Below are 17,744 nucleotides of genomic sequence, written 5' to 3'. Positions count from 1 at the left end.
CTCCTTCTACATACCCCAGTGGGGTATATTGTGTTCAAAAAGAAAAAGCTCCTTACAAGGAAGCTTCTTCTTCGAACAAACCTGTTCACGCATCATACAGCATCTTAATCTTAAACAACATCATAGCCTTGGTCTTCAATGGCTGTTTTCAGCGCTTCAACACTCAGCTTGGATTCGTCATATTCTACACTTACTTGTTTCGTTTCGAGGCTGACCTTGCCGGTAGCGCCTACTTTTTCCAAAGCTCCTTCTACGGCTTTCACGCAATGATTGCAGCTCATGCCTTCTACGTTCAATGTAACTTGTGCCATTTTCGTTTCCTCCTCAAGGGTACGTCCATACCCATAATGTGTATATCTGCTACTTTTAACGGATTAGCTTCTTAACCGTAATTAATAGCTCATCAATCACTTCTTGCTCTCCTGCCTGCATGCGCTCAATGACACAGCTTTTCATATGCCCTTCCAGCAGTAGCTTGCCGACACCATTCAGGGCCGACTGAACAGCCGCAATCTGGTTCAACACATCGTCACAGTAAGTGTCCTTCTCAATCAAGCCCTTAATCCCGCGTACCTGCCCTTCAATACGGTTTAACCGGGATACAAGGCTGTTCTTGAATTCCGCCGAATGATGACTTTTTCTAACTGTCTTCTCCCCATCTGTTCCACAATGAGTCCCGTGGACTTCAGTGTGGGAAACAGGTTGCTCCTCAGCCATACATCAGCCTCCTGTGTGGTGTAATGCACTCATGCATTTAATATATCCCCATCATAATATACCCCCATGGGGTATGTCAACATTCCTGAAAAATGTCACCATTTTGCCTTGTTTCACACTTTTGAGCGTGCTTCCTTGGCAAGTACAACAAAGCTTAACAGCGCACCAAGCTCAGCTATAGCAATAACAACCGCCATCGGTACGGGGGTTGTTCCACTACCCAAGCCTACCAACGGTGAAGCGATGGAGCCCAGCAATAGAGGCAGCAAGCCAAGCATGGCGGACGCACTGCCTGCCGAACGTTGCTGACTCTGCATGGCCAGTGAAGTCGTCGTTGTACTCACAATACCTACGCAGGATACGACAAAAAACATCGGAATTAATACAGCTAACAATTGGCCTCCGGTAAAAGCTACGGTAAGCAAGCTGATCCCGGCTACAGCCGCAATTATCAGACCTGACAAGAGCAACTGTCGTTCGCTAAATCGACCCACGAGTCTACCCGTCAACTGGGAAAACAGTACAATCCCCAAACCATTCACCGCAAAAATGATGCTGTACGTCTGGGGAGAAACCCCGAAAATATCCTGAAGCACGAAAGGCGAGCCAGCGATGTACGCGAACATAGCCCCTGTAATCAGTGCCTGCGAGAGGGCATAACCCATAAAGCGCCGATCTGCAAATAGATGACCGAGTGTTCCCAGCGTCTGCTTCAAGCCACCGGATGAACGACGGTTCGTTGGCAACGTTTCTGGAAGACCCAATACAACGGCAATTAGCATGGCCACACCAACTACACACAGCACCATGAAAACACCGCGCCAGGAAACAAAATTCAAAATGACACCGCCCAGCACAGGTGCAGCAATGGGAGCCACACCATTCACCAGCATGAGCAGTGAGAAAAAGCGTGTCAATTCTTTGCCCGAGTACAGATCACGGGCCACTGCTCTGGAAATCACGATCCCCGCCGATCCCGTAAGCCCTTGAATAAAGCGAAGCGCAATGAGCACAGCGATATTTGGAGCAAACACACATAACAGCGATGCCGCGGCGTACAGAATAAGCGAAATCACCAGCGGTCCTCTGCGACCCCTCACATCGCTAAGCGGACCAGCAACGATCTGACCAACGGCCAGTCCCAACAGACAGGCTGTCAAACTAAGCTGCGCTAGCGAAGTAGTCGTATGCAAATTGTCGGCTAATGTAGGCAGTGACGGCAAATACATATCTATGGACAATGGTCCGAAGGCACTTAATGCACCCAGAACAAAGGCAATCCATAATATTCGTGATTTGGTCATATCTGCGGCAACCATTACCGTATTGGATAACCGATTCATGATAATAATCATCCTTTTCACTAAAATATAAATAATGACTTCAATATATTATGATATCATTCATTTCGTCTGGCTTCGAATAATTACACGCTAATCCGCGATTTTTTTTCAAAATTGCTATAAATCAGGCAGGAATTTACCAATTTCAGGTCGAATTACACGGTAACCAAAACAAAAAAATTGTAGAATCTGGAGAATGATAATGGTCTATGATGGAGTGCTGCTGGGTCTCATTGTAGGCCTGTTTAGAGGAGGCTGGCGGCAAGGTCTGATCCGTTTCAGTCATATTCGCCTTATAGCCGGTTGGATGTTCCCCCTGCTGCTGGTGGTTCAATTCATTATTTTTTATGCTCAGGAAAAGTGGGCTTGGCTGGCAGCCATTAATGGGTATCTATTTATGGGAGTCTACGTGGTCGGATTGATATTTCTCTGGTTGAACAGACATCATAAGGGATTCAAGCTTATTTTAATCGGCGTGTTGATGAATTTTATCGTTATGGCAGTGAATGGCGGCAGGATGCCGGTCTCGCTGAGCGCTTCTGAAGTACTGGGTCCCTATTATACAGATATGCTTAAATCCGGCAGTGTCATCTCGAAACATTACATGATGGATGCGAGCACACGTTTATCATTGCTTGGTGACATCATTCCCCTTTCCAAGCCCTATCCCCGCACGCAGGTGATTAGTATTGGAGATGTCGTCATGAACTTCGGGATGTTCCTGTTTATCCAAAATGTGATGGTCGTAAAAAGAAATAAGGATAATCAACAAGAAACCAACCCCCACCATGCCTAGTTCAGAGCTTATTCCAAGGAAGGGAGGGAACCGTATGAAAAACTTGAAATACTCCCGTGTGATTATCAATGCTATTATCGTTGCTTCTGTCGTAATCGCTTTGACTTCCGGTTACAAAATTGGAGGCTAGTCACCGATAAAGAAAAAAAGGAAGCACAGGCTCAACAAAACAGGCTGGATTCCGGCCTGTTTTTTCATGTGAAATTTTCGATTACAAAATTGTAAATTATCCCATTCACCCCTGGTAGCTTTGACATCAAGATACGACAAGGCAGGAGAAAAAATGATGAGTATATTAAAAAAGCTGCAAGAACGGGTTACCACGACGGGAATATACGTATTTTTCATGTGTATGGTAGGCCTGATCGTTCTCTTGTATACGAACCATTGGTCCTTTTTGCACTATTCGACGACAGAGTGGGTCACGATCTATTCCCTGTTGGGAGCAGTTCTGATTCTGGAGCATTTTACATTCCAGTTGCCACCAGCCAGTAACAAGCAGTCCATGGATTCCTCCGTGTACCTCGCTTGTATTTTTGTGCATGGCACTGAAATTGCCATTTTGATTTTGCTGTTCAATGTGATCATTGCTGCGTTTCGGCATACAGAACTGTCCTGGTGGAAACATGCCGTCAATTTTTCCATTTACGCACTTTCCATTTTCCTGTCGTCAACCGTATTCGAACTAAGCGGCGGAACGCAGGGAGCCTTGAACGAGGACCATTTTGCTTCCTACCTGCTCGCATTGATCTGCTACTTTACGGTAAACACAATCACCTTGGGCATCTACTTCTATATCGCATATAAAGGGTCGTTCAATGAGCTCAAACAGGCTTTTTTGGCAGAATCCCTGCTTGTATACTTATGTACACTCATCCTGTCTTTGGTCTTGACCACGCTGATTTATTACAACGGCATTTTAGGACTTTTGCTGTTCTTGGGGCTAAGCATGCTCTTATCCCACGCGTTCAAGCAAATGTTCACGATGTATCGTGAGATTGAAGAAAAAGCCAACACGGATCGCAGAACAGGGCTGTACAATCACAGCTACTTTGAAAATACACTTGAAGCTGAACTAAATACATCCAGATCGCAGAATACTCCCCTAAGTCTGGCGCTGATTGATATTGATGATTTCAAAAAATACAATGATCACTTCGGTCATCTCAAGGGCGATCAGCTACTGGGGTTTCTCGGTGAGTTTCTCAAAAAGGAAACGTTCGGTACTCATATTACCGTATCCCGCTATGGTGGAGAAGAATTCACTTTGCTTATGCCCGATCATACTGCTGAACAAGCTTATGAAAAGGTCAATGCTATCCGAAAAAAACTGAATGATTCCCGTTACGAGGGAGTTGAAATTTTCCCACACGGGTGTCTGTCCTTCTCCGCAGGCATTGCACAAAGCCGCATTGACATCTACGACAAATCACAGCTGGTCGATCTAGCGGATAAAGCACTGTACTATGCCAAGAAACAGGGCAAAAATATCGTTCATACACACGGCAGTCTAAATGAAGTGGAACGCGAGGTCGATCTCGGACAGGATATTCGTGATCTGGAGCAGCAGCTTAATCTATTCTTGTACAAGGATATTAACACCTTCAAGCATTCCAAACGGGTATTCAGATATGCAGCGGACATGAGCGATGTGCTTCAGCTCGGTCCGAAGGATAAGCGACGTTTTTTACTGGGAGCCCTCATTCACGACATTGGCAAACTGGAAATACCCTGGAATATTCTTAATAAAAAAGAGAAGCTGTCTAGCGAGGAATGGCGGATGGTACAAGCTCATGTCATGTGGGGCAAACGTATTGTCGAAGCCAATGAACGATTCATAGATTTAGTTCCTTTTGTGGAGCTGCATCATGAACGTTATGACGGGGGAGGCTATCCGTTTGGCTTTAAGGGCGAGCAAATCCCAAGGCTGTGTCGGATGCTGACGATCATCGACTCTTTTGACGCGATGACAACAGAACGTCCCTATCAACCGACCAAAACATTCGAGGAGGCCATCGAAGAATTGCGTACTTGTTCGGGGAGCCAATTCGATCCCGATCTAACGGCTATTTTTATCCAATATATTCAACATAAGCAACCTGCTTTCACGCAGTCTATAGAAGCAGGCATCTAATGTCTCATACACTATTCCACTTTATCCCTACTGTGAAAGAAATCCAGGCGATTTCTTTCACAGTAGGGACTTTTCATAAGAGTGGCATTTTGCATCATGCTTATTATTTCAAATTTCATATAAATGTCATAATTCGCTCCATCTATTCACGCTATATGCACTATGATTAAGATAGGAATTGGTTTGTCCGTATAAAATGCTACAAATGAGGATATCCTCGCTTCAAGTAATCGAGAGAAGGTGACTTCACAGGCATGTTGTACCTGTCCAGACCAGCCCGTGTGGCTTGTCTTTTATTGCTGTGTCTCCCTCTTCTGTTCCTGTTTCCTCACTCATCGTGGGCTCATGCATTTGTCGTTGAATCCAGCCCGACCGAAAATCAGGTTTTGGACAAGTCCCCTTCTCAGGTGACTATCACTTTCAACGAAGATTTGCAGTCTGCCTTCATGTCCATCAAAGTGACTGATGAAACAGGCAAGCGGGTCGACACAGGAAAAGCCCAGCTCAATCCAGAGCACCAATCCACCATGGAAATCCAATTGATTCCAGGAATGAAGAATGGAATTTACACCATCACTTGGAGAGCTTTGTCCGCAGATGGACACCCAGTCAATGGAGTGATTCCATTTCAAGTAGGTAGCGGTTCCAATGCGTATACCGATCAAGCTACCCCTTCTGAAAGCTCTGGGACATCACGAATCGACTTAATTGCTGTCCGTTGGCTCCTTTACATAGGGTTATCGCTGCTGTTTGGAGCGATTTGTTTCCGACTGTTCCTCTTCCCGAGCATAAACCGAGCCAAGAACCGCAGTGAACAGCAGATGCTTAGTCAGCGACCCTCTGACACATTACCCCGTTGGACTAAGCTGCTCTGGAGCGGCTACGGCATAACGTCTGCTGTCATTTTAATTAGCCTACCGCTTCAGGCGTCTTGGGATGCCGGAGTTTCCATCGGGGAGGGCTTCTCACTCCCTATTCTGGGAGAAGCTCTTCAATTTACGGGAGCAGGGCAAATCTGGTTTATCCAGATGATTCTCGTGCTGCTACTGAGCGTAACGCTAATTTATGCGATCGATCCCAGCATTTCTGATCGCCAGCGCCGAGTGTGGGGCTACAGCTCCGTTTTACTCACGCTGAGCCTCATGCTGTCCAAGGCCTTTGTCGGGCATCCGGCAGCAGCCACCCATCCGGCTCCAGCCATTGTGGCAGATTTCGTCCATCTTGCAGCGTCAGCTTTTTGGATCGGATCACTTGCCGTCATGGTGGTGTGCCTGCCTGTTGCCGGATTGGAGCTGCCTGTATCCGAGCAGGCAACTCTGCGACAAACGGCCCTGCGCCGCTTCGCTGGCTGGGGCATGGCTATGGTGGCGGCGCTACTCGCCACTGGTATCTATGGAGCGGTGCTGTACATTCCGGCTCCCTCCATGCTGCTGAACACATCCTATGGACTCGTTCTGCTTGGTAAAGCAGCGCTACTGCTAGTGATGCTGGTCTTCGCAGCCAGCCAGTTTCGCAGCGCTCGGCAAGCGGCGGCGAGCAAGCGAGCCGTCGGAGGATTGCGTACCGAGCTGTCCGTCGGTCTGCTCGTGATGCTACTGGCAGCGGTGCTCACTCACCTGTCACCTGGCCAGGCACCTGCTGTACCGTTTGAGGAGACTCGCACTACTGGCGAATACAGCGTTACACTGGCAGTCAGCCCTAATGCTGTGGGCAGCAATGAATTTAAGGTAGCCATTCAGGATAGCAAAGGGGCTGCCGTTTCAGGAATCCAGCAGGTCACATTAACGCTTATCCCAGCTAATCCTGACCAAGATCAACAGGAATTTGTTCTGCCCGTGAAGCAGCAGCAGCCTTTCCGCAGTCAGGAATTGATAACCTCCGAAGGAACATGGGCGGTAAAAGTACATGCTCTGACAGCATCACTCGATGCGGTTGATGCTGAATTCACTCTGCAAGTAGACGGTAAAAAATAATTATTTTATTCTTAAAAGGAGCGAAATAAATATGAATACAACGATTCAAACAGCAAAATCCAGGTTTTCCAGGTTAGCAACTTCCATGGGTCTAATTGCGGCTGGTGCCTTGCTTTTTGCAGGTATGGCCAGTGCGCATGTGACGGTCAAGCCTTCCGTTTCACAACCTAATGCGTGGGAAACGTACACGTTGAAAGTGCCTGTGGAAAAAAACATTCCAACCACTAAAGTGGCCTTGAAAATTCCCAAAGAGGTCGTTTTCAAACAATACGAGCCTGTACCGGAATGGAAGGTAGCCACCCAAAAAGACAGCTCTGGCAAAATAACTACCGTCACCTGGACGTCCGAAAAAGACGGAATCCAAGCGGGTCAGTACCAACGCTTCAGCTTTGTAGCACAAAATGCAGATCAGAATACTGCAGCAGCCTGGGACGCCTTCCAATATTACAGTGACGGAAGTATTGTGGAATGGACAGGCGATGAAGGAAGTAACAATCCTCATTCTATTACTACAATCACGGCGGATGCCACACCGGAAACTCCTGCTCCTGCCGCAGACAGCGGACATGATTCGGCAGGCACCGCAGAGGGTCATGCAAGCACAGATACGGCTAAAGATAGCGGCAGCACCGCACCTACCTCGGACAATGCTGCTGAGGCTGCCCCTGCTGCTTCTGCTCCAGCCAGCTCTGCTGCACAAACCACAGCACTTGTCCTCTCGATCGTAGCAGTCGTGCTTGGTGCAGCAGCAGTAGGCATTACACTCAAGCGTCGCAAGTAATCTGGGTTACAATAAAATATAAAACTGTTTTAAAAAGAAAAAGCTGACACCGTTTTAAAAGGTGTCAGCTTTTTTATATGAGAAATAACAATGTTTTCTTATACTATTCAGCTTAAATACATACTCAGATTTATCTCATCCTATCATTTCACATTCACCTATCTATCATTTTTTTGGTAAAATGGTAGAAACCTCACGATTCTAACATGATAGCATTGCAATCTATTGAGCATAGGAGATCATAGGATGAAAATCGTAAATAAGGCTTTGTTATCTAGCGTTATCCTTCTGAGTACCGCAGCGGGCATCTATAGCCCCATGGCACAAGCGGAGGCGAGTAAGATCAGCATCATGCTGGACGGATATCCATTGACGTTCCCTGTACAGCCTGCCATGATGGACGGCACGACGATGGTTCCCTTTCGCGCTATTTCTGAGGCTCTGGGCATTACAGTGAAATGGGATCAAGCCAGCCAAAGCATCACCGCTACCAAAACGCAAGGCAGTGCAACCAAGCAGGTAGTTCTCAAAATGGGGAGCCGCAATGCCACAGTAGACGGACAAACCGTTCAACTAACAGCCGCACCGCAAACCGTGCGCGGCAGCACGATGATTCCGCTGGGCTTTTTCGGGCAACAGTTTGGAGCCACAGTCAACTGGAATCAGGGAACACGGACAGTCTCTATTACATCGCCACGTGAAGCTATGTATACTGTAGGCTTCTATGCGCTGTCTTCCTTTGACCAAAAATCCAAAATACCGAATTTTAATGCCGTTGCCTTCGGCTGGAGCCGAATTGATACGAACGGACAATTCACAACGACTGGCAAAGAATATAAATGGCCTCAAGCCGCTGGAGCTGTAACGCCTGAGTCTATTCTACAAGAAGCAGATAGCCAGGGGACTTCCCCTTACCTGATGGTTTATTCTGTAGACGGTAATCATGAGCTAACCAAGGTTTTGGAAAATACGCAGCTTCAAGAACAAACCATTTCCCAAATCGTCAGCACTGCCACCGATAAGCAGTTCAAGGGCATTACGTTAGATCTTGAAGGATTAGGCTGGAGCGGCGATAAGGCCAAAGCTCGTTCTGATTACAACGCTTTTATTAAAAAGTTATCGGCCAAAGCGCATCACGCGGGACTCAAGCTCACCGTCGTTCTGCATCCGCTGAATAGCTCTTACACTGGTTATGATTACAAGACGCTGGGTAATCTGGCGGACGATCTGATCATCATGGCCTATGATTACGGACAAAAATCTACGCCTGAGCCACTAGATAAAGTGGACGAAGCCATAAAACTGGCGTTGAAGGAAACCTCGCGGGATAAGCTCATTTTGGGAATTTCAATGGGTAGCGAAAAAGACAGCACCGTTAACGCCAAGATCGGTTTAGCCAAACGTTATGACCTCAAAGGAATCGCTATCTGGCGTCTGGGCATCATCGGAGAAACAGCCTGGGCACAGATGAACGAAGCCATCGAGTTTAAATAAGATTATATTTTATAAAGATATCCCGTTCTTATTCCGCCCGCTAATGATTCTCATGCGTCTGCTATGAAATCATCGGTGGGCTTTTTTCATGTCTATTTTAGCAAAATGCTTGCCTGACTTGGAAGTTGTCGCCACAGGCTCGCAACCCTGTTCTCCGTAGAAGACACCCCAGTCTCTCATAAAATCCAGCAACGGTCTTAACGTATCTCCCAACGGGGTAAGCGAGTACTCCACACGCGGTGGGTTCTCGTTATAAATTTCACGGTGCACAATGCCATCACGCTCCAATTCGCGCAACTGCAAGGTTAGCATCCGCTGTGTAATATTAGGGAGGGTCCGTCGAATTTCATTATAGCGCCGTGGTCCTGTGGTCAAATGATACAAGATGACCCCCTTCCATTTGCCGCCTATAATCCCAACAGTTGTCGCGACAGGACACCCAAAATTAACGCTAACTGTATGTTCCATCTCCTGTGCCATGTATTCCCCTTCTTTCTACAGGTTGTAGACTAATAGCCCCAGACCTACAAGGTACAAATATGTGCGTACTTGTTCCCGCAAAAAACTTTCTATATGATGACTATATATTCGATATCAACTCTCATTATAGTAGCAGAAAACCAATGGAGCACCAACTAAACCCAAATCTAAAGGAGTACATTTCATGTCCAATACATCAGCTAAAAAACAGGAAATTCTGGATGCCTTTCTATTCAGACATGCCACGAAAGAATTCGACCCTAATCGCATCATACCGGAGGAGGATTTTCAATTCATTCTCGAAACTGGACGACTTTCCCCAAGCTCCGTAGGATTTGAACCTTGGCAGTTTGTAGTCGTACAAAATCAGGCATTGAGAGAAAAACTGGCTGCGGTCTCCAGTGGTGGTCAAAAGCAGATCCCAGCGGCCAGCCATGTCGTTTTGATTTTGGCACGTAAGGATGTCCGTTATGATTCACCTTACGTGGAGTACATGTATAAAGAGGTGAAGGGTATGTCTGACGAAGACTTTGCCTCCCTACCAGGCCGCTATAAGATTTTCCAAGGTGAAAACCAACGCCTGCTGGAAAACGAACGCACGTTATTCGACTGGGCCTCCAAGCAAACTTATATTGCCTTAGGTAATATGATGACAGCGGCAGCTCAGATCGGCATTGATTCCTGCCCGATTGAAGGCTTTAACTATGATCAGGTGCATGCCATTTTGGAGGAAGAAGGCCTGCTGGAGGACGGGCTGCTGGATATTTCAGTCATCGCTGCCTTCGGTTATCGTGCTCATGAACCCAAGCGGGAAAAATCCAGACAACCACTGGAGAAGGTCACACGCTGGGTTCTGTAGCCTGCGACTCATACCCTTCCAAACCTTGGACATTAAAGCATCTAAAAAGCGGGCTTACGGCGCTTCATCTGAATGATGAACACACCGTAGCCCGCTTTTTTAGATCACTTCAATCTCTATTAAAATTCCTTTGGAAGCCAGGTTATCCAGGCACTCCTTCATATATTCGTCATCATGCTCCACATATGCGTCCGCGCCTGCCAGTTCCTCGCCTAGCTCCGCTTCCCAAGGTTCACACTGCTTACCACGATACAATGGCTGTTCCCATAGTGGATCAACATTGTATCCTCTGCTTTTCATTTCGTCCATAATGAGCTTATGATAGCGTACCAGCAGCATGGGGTGATAGTCGAACACATAATTCACTGTGGCGTGTGGCTTTCCCCACCCGTTCCCCCGCAGGGCACAACACTCACGATGTTGTCCCAACAGTTGGGGACGGGGCAGCTTGCCAATCAATTGTTCATGCCAAAGCCTCATGCTTCCACAACCTTATCTGTAGCTTTTTCTGTATTATTGGATTAGCATACGGATACCTGTCAGTACAATACCGATCAGGAAGCCTGTTACTGCGCCGTTAATACGTATCCACTGCAAATCCTGTCCCAGTTTGTCCTCCATCAGTGCAATCAGGGATTTGTTATCCATTTTGTCTACATTTTCGCGCACCAGGTTACCAATCCGGCTATGATTGGCTTCCACGAGACTAGTAATCCCTTCCACGATTCGTGCATTAATTTTGTCCAGCAATTCGGTATTCCCTCTTAAATCAGCCAGCATCCGATCCAGTAACGGTAAAATGTAGGTCGGCACATAGTCTTCGTCTTCCATATAGTTCAATAAGCGGGTACGAAGCTCTTCCATTCTACCGAGCACGGACGCTTCGCCTTCCCAAGCTTCAATAAGGCTATCCTTCCAGCCGTTCAGCCCTTCCTGAACCGTCTCCTTCGTTGCCAATCGGGTCACCTGTGTTCTCAGACCGTCGATCACTGCCAGACGGCGCGGAAGCTCTTCCCTTTGCAGCTCTGCTACCTGATCCAGCAGGAAATGACGAATCATTTCACCCATGCGCTCTTCGTTCAGATAGCCGAGGAAGGCGTTCAAGGCAAATTGCATCAGCCCGCTCACCTGCAAACCACTGACAGCCTGCATCCCTAAGGTGCCAAGTGTATAGCCTGTTTCCGGTCGCAAAAGCCAGGATTCCGCCTGCTCCAGCGTGTAATCCAGTGCGCGAATATCATAGCCCTTCTCACTGGATTGGCGGGCAAGCGCCTCCAGTAGTGGTCCGGCATCGATGTCCGTCACCTGTCGCTTGATCTCAGCCACGATAATCGGAGCCAATTCCGCGAGCGGGAGCGACTGGACGAGTCGCTTGGCGAGCACATCTATCGATGCTGCCGCTTCTGGTGTACGCAATCCTTTTTCCACACCGCCCAGCATCAGCTCCGCCAAACGAATGTCCGCGATTTTAGAAGCAATGCTGTCTTTGTTCAGCAAGTTATTTTCCACCGTATTCACCAATGCATTCGTGAGCTTGTCCCTATTTTTGGGGAGAAGCGCCGTATGTGGTATCGGGATGCCTAGCGGATGACGGAACAATGCTGTGACAGCGAACCAGTCTGCCAGTCCCCCTACAAGTCCTGCCTCAAAGGCTCCGGCTAACAATCGAGCCCAGCCATATTGCTGGAAGGGCACGGTAGCTGCAAAGCCTGCCCCTAGAATAACGAGCGACCAAGCCGCTGCGGTTTTCGTATTTTTGGGTTTTTCCATTCTGTAATCCTCCAAACTGACTATCGATAAGTTAAGCAACTATACATGTATTACCCATCATATCATTGCCTGTGTAATTTCCAAAGTTGAGAGCACTTATAATTCAACACATAAGAACATTTTTTGCGTAATTTTTTATGCATATATCTCTCTTTTTTACATTCATGTTCGTGAACCAAATCACAACACTGGGTCCAAAATCTCATTTTCAATAATAAGCCTTACGAACCATTTTATCAGAACCAAGTCCTAAATTTCTTAAACCGAAAGGAGAAGTGAATGGAAAAGTTGAATGGGCATGTAAGATATTTTTTTCAACACTATCCTATATTTGACCCCAGAAAGGATTTGAATCCATGATGACCTCAGAATTCTTTCAACAATATTCGACCTTTTATACGGATAACCAGGTTGAATATCCATAAGAAGCGGGGCTTCTATAAAACTCACACACATAATTTGATATATAGACATATTTAATGTGATAAAATAAACTTTTATTAAATAGTAAATCATGTTTAATCAGCCATTATATATTGGTAAATCAAACCAAGATAAGCTAGATAAAATTGCTTTTTTGTAAAGGAATTGAATATGACAACAGACCAAAAAAACACCGAGGGCCTCTGGAACGGCGAACCTGTCGTAATTGTGCGCACTCCCTCCGCTTTTGCCAAGCAATCCCTTTTATATATTCAGGAATTAGGCTATTTCCAAAAAACCTCTTATTTTACAATAGAAAGGAAAGAACTCACCTCTTTTTTGCTTGTTTTTACGCTGTCTGGTAAGGGAGAATTACTGTACCGGGACAAGAAGTATATTTTAAAGCCTCATGATTTGTTTTTTATTAATTGCGATGAATATTTACAATATAGCACCTCCGGTGATGAAGCCTGGGAGTTTATCAGCTTATACCTGTACGGCAACCTGATCGAACATTTTTACGAACAATTTGCCAAGCATAATAAACCGGTAATATCCCTGCACAATCCATATGTTATATTGGACAAGCTGCATGCTCTAATCTGCGGGCAGTCTGATCGAAGCCTTTCCGGCGAGCTGCTAACGTCCAGACTCATTGGTGAAATACTGACGTATATTTTGCAGCATCCTTATGATCATCGGTATGTAAATGCTGGAACACTCAGCGAAGTACGTCAGGTGCAGCAGTATTTGGACCAGTCCTACTGTGAGCGAATTACGCTGGACTCGCTGGCAGACATGTTCAACCTAAACAAATTTAATCTTGCTAAAAATTTCAAAAAACAGATTGGATTTTCTCCAATTGATTATCTCATTAATGTCCGGATCACAGCCGCTCAGGGATGGCTTAAAACCAGTGACATATCCATTGTGGATATCGCAAGGTACGTTGGGATTCCCAATACGAGCCATTTTATCAACCTATTCAAGGAACATGTAGGGGAAACACCTCATTCCTTCCGTAAAAAATGGGGAAACCGCTCCAAACTGTAAATAGGAGGTCTCCTGTACTCCGTTTGATAGACGATAGACGCACAAGCTATTCAAGCTAATGGCAAAGCTGTCGAAAGACAGTGACGCAAAACTATAGGGCCTTCCTACTCGGATGGCAGCCAGTTACCAGGTGAACGAGCTTTTTATTATGCCTTTTTACATAGCTCCATCACAAAATTGCTATACCTCTCTCGAAGAAAAAACCTTGATCACTATGATCAAGGTTTTTTTCTGTTGGGGTAGTCATGTCAACCTAGCATGCTGAATATACTAATTTCGAACTAGGAGGAGGGAAGGAAAACAATATAACACAACATACCCGCCGAAGCTTGCCATATTACGATGAATAGGAGAATCACTTGGAGCATGGGAACCAAAATAAATGTCATGATTATTGCCTTATTGCTCATTGTCCAAAGCTTTTTCAGCACCACACTGGCTTACGCAGATCCTCCTGCCCCTGAACTGCCGCACAGTGCTGTATCCGATCCTACAACCGTTACGGATGCTGTATATGCGGTCCCAAACCCTGAACCCCCTAAGGAGGTTCCGCCAAACACTGTCCCTTCCGTGCAAGGAGCAGCTCATTCAAAGTCTCAAAAGGAAGCAGCTCCCCAGAGTATACTAACGAAGTTGAGTCTAACGGACGAAGCCGGACGTGTCATTGATGCGGTATATAATCCAGGTAGTACGTTCGACATTGGATCAGCCATCCAACTTGGCTATGAATGGGAGCTTCCTGACGATACTTATAAAGCAGGGGATACCTTCACCTTTCACTTACCAGAACAGTTTGTCATCTACACTGATATCTCATCTCCGCTAGTGACTACAGACGGGACCGTAGGGTTCTTTACAGTAGATCGTCAGGGTAAGGTCATCATGACCTTTAACCAATATGTAGAGAACCATTCCCATGTCAGCGGCAAACTGCAAATTAAAACCGAATTCACAAAAGAAACGGTGAAAGGCAGCACAGAAGTCATCATTGCGATTCCAATTAAAGGCGGGGTTCAAACGGTCATCGTAAATGTGAAACCCCAGTCAGGGCCAACTTTAAGCAAGCAAGGAAAAATAAATGGCACCCACCAGATCGACTGGGCCATTGATGTGAACAAACAGCTAAACACCGTTAAACACGCCCTCATTACCGATCCAACTCCTTCAGGACTGGAACTCGTGAGAGGCTCTATCCGACTCTATCATCTGCAAGTCAATATCGATGGCACGACCGTTGTCAAAGACCTAGTGAATGCGAGTAAATACGCCATTGAATCGGATCAAGCCGGGACCGGATTTGCAATTCATTTTCAAGATGCTAGCATTAGCACTGCCTATCAGATCCAATACTCCACCCGCATTACTGGCAACGAAACTCGCTTTTCCAACACAGCGACGCTTTCAGGAGATGCGATAGATAACGTTGCTGCCACCGCTACAGTTCAGGTGGAGCGTGGTGAATTTTTGTCCAAAAAAGTTGAAAAGTATGATCATGCCACACAAACACTCTCGTGGGCCATAAGATATAACTTTGGCGAGACAAAAATCCCCGAAGCCAAAGCCCTTTTAATTGATCATTTCAACAAAACTCAAAAATTGCTGCCCGGTTCTTTGAAAGTATTTAAGGGAAATACACTGGAGGAGCTTCCATCGTGGGCGTACACCGTCATCCCGGTTGACTATCCCGACCGTAACGGCTTCAAACTTCAATTCAACTTCGATGTAGATTCAGCCTATACCATCCGATATCAGACCCAGGCTAGAGGCCGCGTCTATGAAGATGAAAAAATTACAAACATCATCACCACAGATGGAACCCAGAAGATCATATCGACGGAAATCACAAGCGGAGTTATGACTAAAATGTATGACACGCCCAATTACAACACGAAAGTCATACCTTGGGTGATCACCATTAATACAGACTCATACACCATGAAAAATATTGTCATTAAGGATGTGTTCCCTAATGGGGGCCTCGCCTTGTTGCCCGACACCCTGAAAATTCAAAGTGTTGACGGTACAACGGAACTACTCGCGCCCATGGATTATGAGCTAGTTCCACGATCAGCGGACTATAAACAAGGGTTTACACTTATTTTTCATAAAACGATTCAGAAAGCTTATACGATCAAATATTCAACTCTCTACAACAATGATTGGAAAACAGATACGACGAAGCCCGAATTTCGCAACAAATCCTTTATAGATTATCAATATGAAAATGGTGAAACATCATCGCATGAGGTGGAATGCCCGATCTGGCCGGACTTTATGACACAACGGAATGGGGCCAAGCAAGGAAGCTATGATGCGAGCTCCAAACTCATTACCTGGGATATTAAAGCCAACTATAATCGCAAGATCCTGAATCATGCGGAAGTGAGAGATGTCTTATTGCAAGGTCAGAGGTTACTGCCTGGCTCCGTAAAAGTATACGATATGACCTTGCTGGGATGGTGGGATGGCGTACAAAAAGGGGCTGAAATCCCGGCAGATCAATATACAATTATTCCTCCCACTAAACAAAATAGTAATGAATTGCGTATCCAGTTCAAGAAGCCGATACAGACTCCGTACTGGATTACCTTTCAAACTTCATTGGAAGGAGAATTGATTGAAAAGGAAATTCATAATCGCGCTCTTCTACTGGATGGACAAAAAACCGTCTCCGATTGGGCAGCCCAAGTTACGGTACCTCATGGCGGGGAATATGTGTCTAAGGCCGGCGCACAAAATGGAAATAAGATCGACTGGAGCATTCGTATCAATGAAGGACAATCACATGTGTCCAACGCTAAAATAGTCGATCAGCCTAGCAACAACCAAATCTTAATTGAGGATTCCTTTCATGTATACTCTGCAATCATGGCTGCCAATGGAAATACCACCAAGGGCACCGAATTAATCAAAAACCGAGATTACTGGCTTCACATCAAGACAGACACTCAGGGTCAGCAAACTTTTGAGCTTACTTTTGCCAAGGATATTTCCACTGCTTTTATTCTTGAATATCAATCGTTCATTCATGCTGAGGATAAAGCTAAGGTGAGCAACAAGGTTGCTTTTGCAGGAGATCGTTTGACGACAGAACTGCGGGAAACCAGTCAGGAAATCATCGTACGAACGTCTTCCGGCTCCGGTTCTGGTGGGGGCGTAACCGAAACCCTTGAGCTGACCAAGGTAGATCAGGATGCTCCCGACAGAGTACTGCCTGGCGCCCGGTTTGCGCTCTATGATAAGGGACAAAAAAGAGCACCGCTTATACAAACGACCAATGTGGAAGGCAAAATCATCTTTTCCTCCTTACTTCATGACGATTACATTTTGGAAGAATTGGCAGCACCGGAGGGGTATGAAATAACGGAGGGTAAGCTTGAGATCAAAATAGACGCAGCACCCCAACAAGGCTCTGGCATAAAGAGGGTTGTGATCACCAATCGTAAAGAAAAGAAAAACGAACCCGAAACACCTGTAGACCCGGGCACACCTCCCCACCCAGAGCCGTCTCCCCCAGCGGGAGGCTCCGGGAAAAAACATGATAAAGATCCCGAGGTGCCCGTGACACCATCTATAACCGTTCCTCCGTCACTGCCAAGGCCTCCGGAGGACATAGTCCCTCCACAGGAGGAACCCGCACCTACACCGCCGCCAGTAGCCCGGGAGGAACCCAAAGCACTGCCTGAACCGCCAGCCGTCATGCCTCATCAAGATCCGTCTCCTCCAGTGGAGCCGAACGACGAGCCCAAACCTAAAATCCGTCTCCATGATCCGGAGAAAGAGCCGGAGGAGCCACCTGCAGTGCATCAGTTGCCCCAAACAGGTGAAAGTAGCCCCGTTCCGTTTTATTTGGCAGGCATTGCCATGATTATAAGCGGCGTATTTTTAAAATTTAGACGGACAAACCAAAAATAAATGCAA

14 protein-coding genes and 1 riboswitch are annotated in these 17,744 nt (G+C 46.3%); of the genes, 8 read left to right on the top strand and 6 right to left on the bottom strand.

Annotated elements, in window-relative coordinates; translation table 11 throughout:
• Positions 1-110: 110 nt before the first annotated feature.
• From ACUC6J_RS02220 to ACUC6J_RS02210, 3 genes are all read right to left on the bottom strand, one after another.
• Positions 111-311 carry a copper ion binding protein gene (locus tag ACUC6J_RS02220; RefSeq protein WP_017427195.1) on the bottom strand — a complete coding sequence of 67 codons (201 nt, stop codon included), beginning with the start codon at positions 309-311 and terminating at the stop codon, positions 111-113.
• Positions 312-366: 55 nt separating this feature from the next.
• On the bottom strand, positions 367-717 hold the full coding sequence (locus tag ACUC6J_RS02215) for a metal-sensitive transcriptional regulator (RefSeq protein ID WP_017427194.1): 351 nt from the start codon (positions 715-717) through the stop codon (positions 367-369).
• A gap of 113 nt (positions 718-830) precedes the next feature.
• A complete protein-coding gene (locus ACUC6J_RS02210) occupies positions 831-2,060 on the bottom strand; it encodes a multidrug effflux MFS transporter (protein WP_019685926.1) in 1,230 nt (409 codons plus the stop codon).
• 202 nt (positions 2,061-2,262) lie between these two features.
• On the opposite strand from ACUC6J_RS02210, the gene ACUC6J_RS02205 reads away from it, so the two are divergent.
• From ACUC6J_RS02205 to ACUC6J_RS02185, 5 genes are all read left to right on the top strand, one after another.
• Positions 2,263-2,856: a DUF5317 domain-containing protein gene (locus tag ACUC6J_RS02205; protein WP_017427192.1), complete on the top strand. Its 594-nt coding sequence runs from the start codon at positions 2,263-2,265 to the stop codon at positions 2,854-2,856.
• A 283-nt stretch (positions 2,857-3,139) separates the two neighbouring features.
• Positions 3,140-4,990: a bifunctional diguanylate cyclase/phosphohydrolase gene (locus tag ACUC6J_RS02200; protein ID WP_039268785.1), complete on the top strand. Its 1,851-nt coding sequence runs from the start codon at positions 3,140-3,142 to the stop codon at positions 4,988-4,990.
• A gap of 254 nt (positions 4,991-5,244) precedes the next feature.
• The gene (locus tag ACUC6J_RS02195; protein WP_447249683.1) at positions 5,245-6,963 is read left to right on the top strand and encodes a copper resistance CopC/CopD family protein; all 1,719 of its coding nucleotides are present in this window, start codon (positions 5,245-5,247) and stop codon (positions 6,961-6,963) included.
• Positions 6,964-6,994: 31 nt separating this feature from the next.
• Complete coding sequence (locus tag ACUC6J_RS02190; RefSeq protein WP_447249682.1) at positions 6,995-7,744, top strand: YcnI family copper-binding membrane protein; 750 nt, start codon at positions 6,995-6,997, stop codon at positions 7,742-7,744.
• 246 nt (positions 7,745-7,990) lie between these two features.
• Positions 7,991-9,238 carry a stalk domain-containing protein gene (locus ACUC6J_RS02185; protein WP_447249681.1) on the top strand — a complete coding sequence of 416 codons (1,248 nt, stop codon included), beginning with the start codon at positions 7,991-7,993 and terminating at the stop codon, positions 9,236-9,238.
• 69 nt (positions 9,239-9,307) lie between these two features.
• Here ACUC6J_RS02185 and ACUC6J_RS02180 read toward each other — a convergent pair whose 3' ends face one another.
• Complete coding sequence (locus tag ACUC6J_RS02180) at positions 9,308-9,718, bottom strand: winged helix-turn-helix transcriptional regulator (RefSeq protein WP_016818850.1); 411 nt, start codon at positions 9,716-9,718, stop codon at positions 9,308-9,310.
• A gap of 184 nt (positions 9,719-9,902) precedes the next feature.
• Between ACUC6J_RS02180 and ACUC6J_RS02175 the strand changes: the two genes are divergently transcribed.
• Positions 9,903-10,577 carry an NAD(P)H-dependent oxidoreductase gene (locus ACUC6J_RS02175; protein WP_016818851.1) on the top strand — a complete coding sequence of 225 codons (675 nt, stop codon included), beginning with the start codon at positions 9,903-9,905 and terminating at the stop codon, positions 10,575-10,577.
• 99 nt (positions 10,578-10,676) lie between these two features.
• Here the strand turns inward: ACUC6J_RS02175 and ACUC6J_RS02170 are convergent, their stop codons facing one another.
• Together ACUC6J_RS02170 and ACUC6J_RS02165 are read right to left on the bottom strand one after the other, a co-directional pair.
• Entirely contained in the window at positions 10,677-11,057 is a 381-nt protein-coding gene (locus ACUC6J_RS02170) for a TIGR02328 family protein (RefSeq protein WP_016818852.1), read from the bottom strand.
• Positions 11,058-11,090: 33 nt separating this feature from the next.
• The gene (locus ACUC6J_RS02165; RefSeq protein WP_447249680.1) at positions 11,091-12,347 is read right to left on the bottom strand and encodes a DUF445 domain-containing protein; all 1,257 of its coding nucleotides are present in this window, start codon (positions 12,345-12,347) and stop codon (positions 11,091-11,093) included.
• Between the two features lie 594 nt (positions 12,348-12,941).
• On the opposite strand from ACUC6J_RS02165, the gene ACUC6J_RS02160 reads away from it, so the two are divergent.
• Together ACUC6J_RS02160 and ACUC6J_RS02155 are read left to right on the top strand one after the other, a co-directional pair.
• Positions 12,942-13,823 carry an AraC family transcriptional regulator gene (locus tag ACUC6J_RS02160; RefSeq protein WP_447249679.1) on the top strand — a complete coding sequence of 294 codons (882 nt, stop codon included), beginning with the start codon at positions 12,942-12,944 and terminating at the stop codon, positions 13,821-13,823.
• 50 nt (positions 13,824-13,873) lie between these two features.
• Positions 13,874-13,954, top strand: a riboswitch (cyclic di-GMP riboswitch).
• A gap of 235 nt (positions 13,955-14,189) precedes the next feature.
• The gene (locus tag ACUC6J_RS02155) at positions 14,190-17,738 is read left to right on the top strand and encodes a collagen binding domain-containing protein (protein WP_447249678.1); all 3,549 of its coding nucleotides are present in this window, start codon (positions 14,190-14,192) and stop codon (positions 17,736-17,738) included.
• Positions 17,739-17,744 lie beyond the last annotated feature (6 nt).

This window comes from Paenibacillus sp. JJ1683 (assembly GCF_053006485.1).
This window is presented reverse-complemented; position numbering and strand designations above follow the sequence as displayed.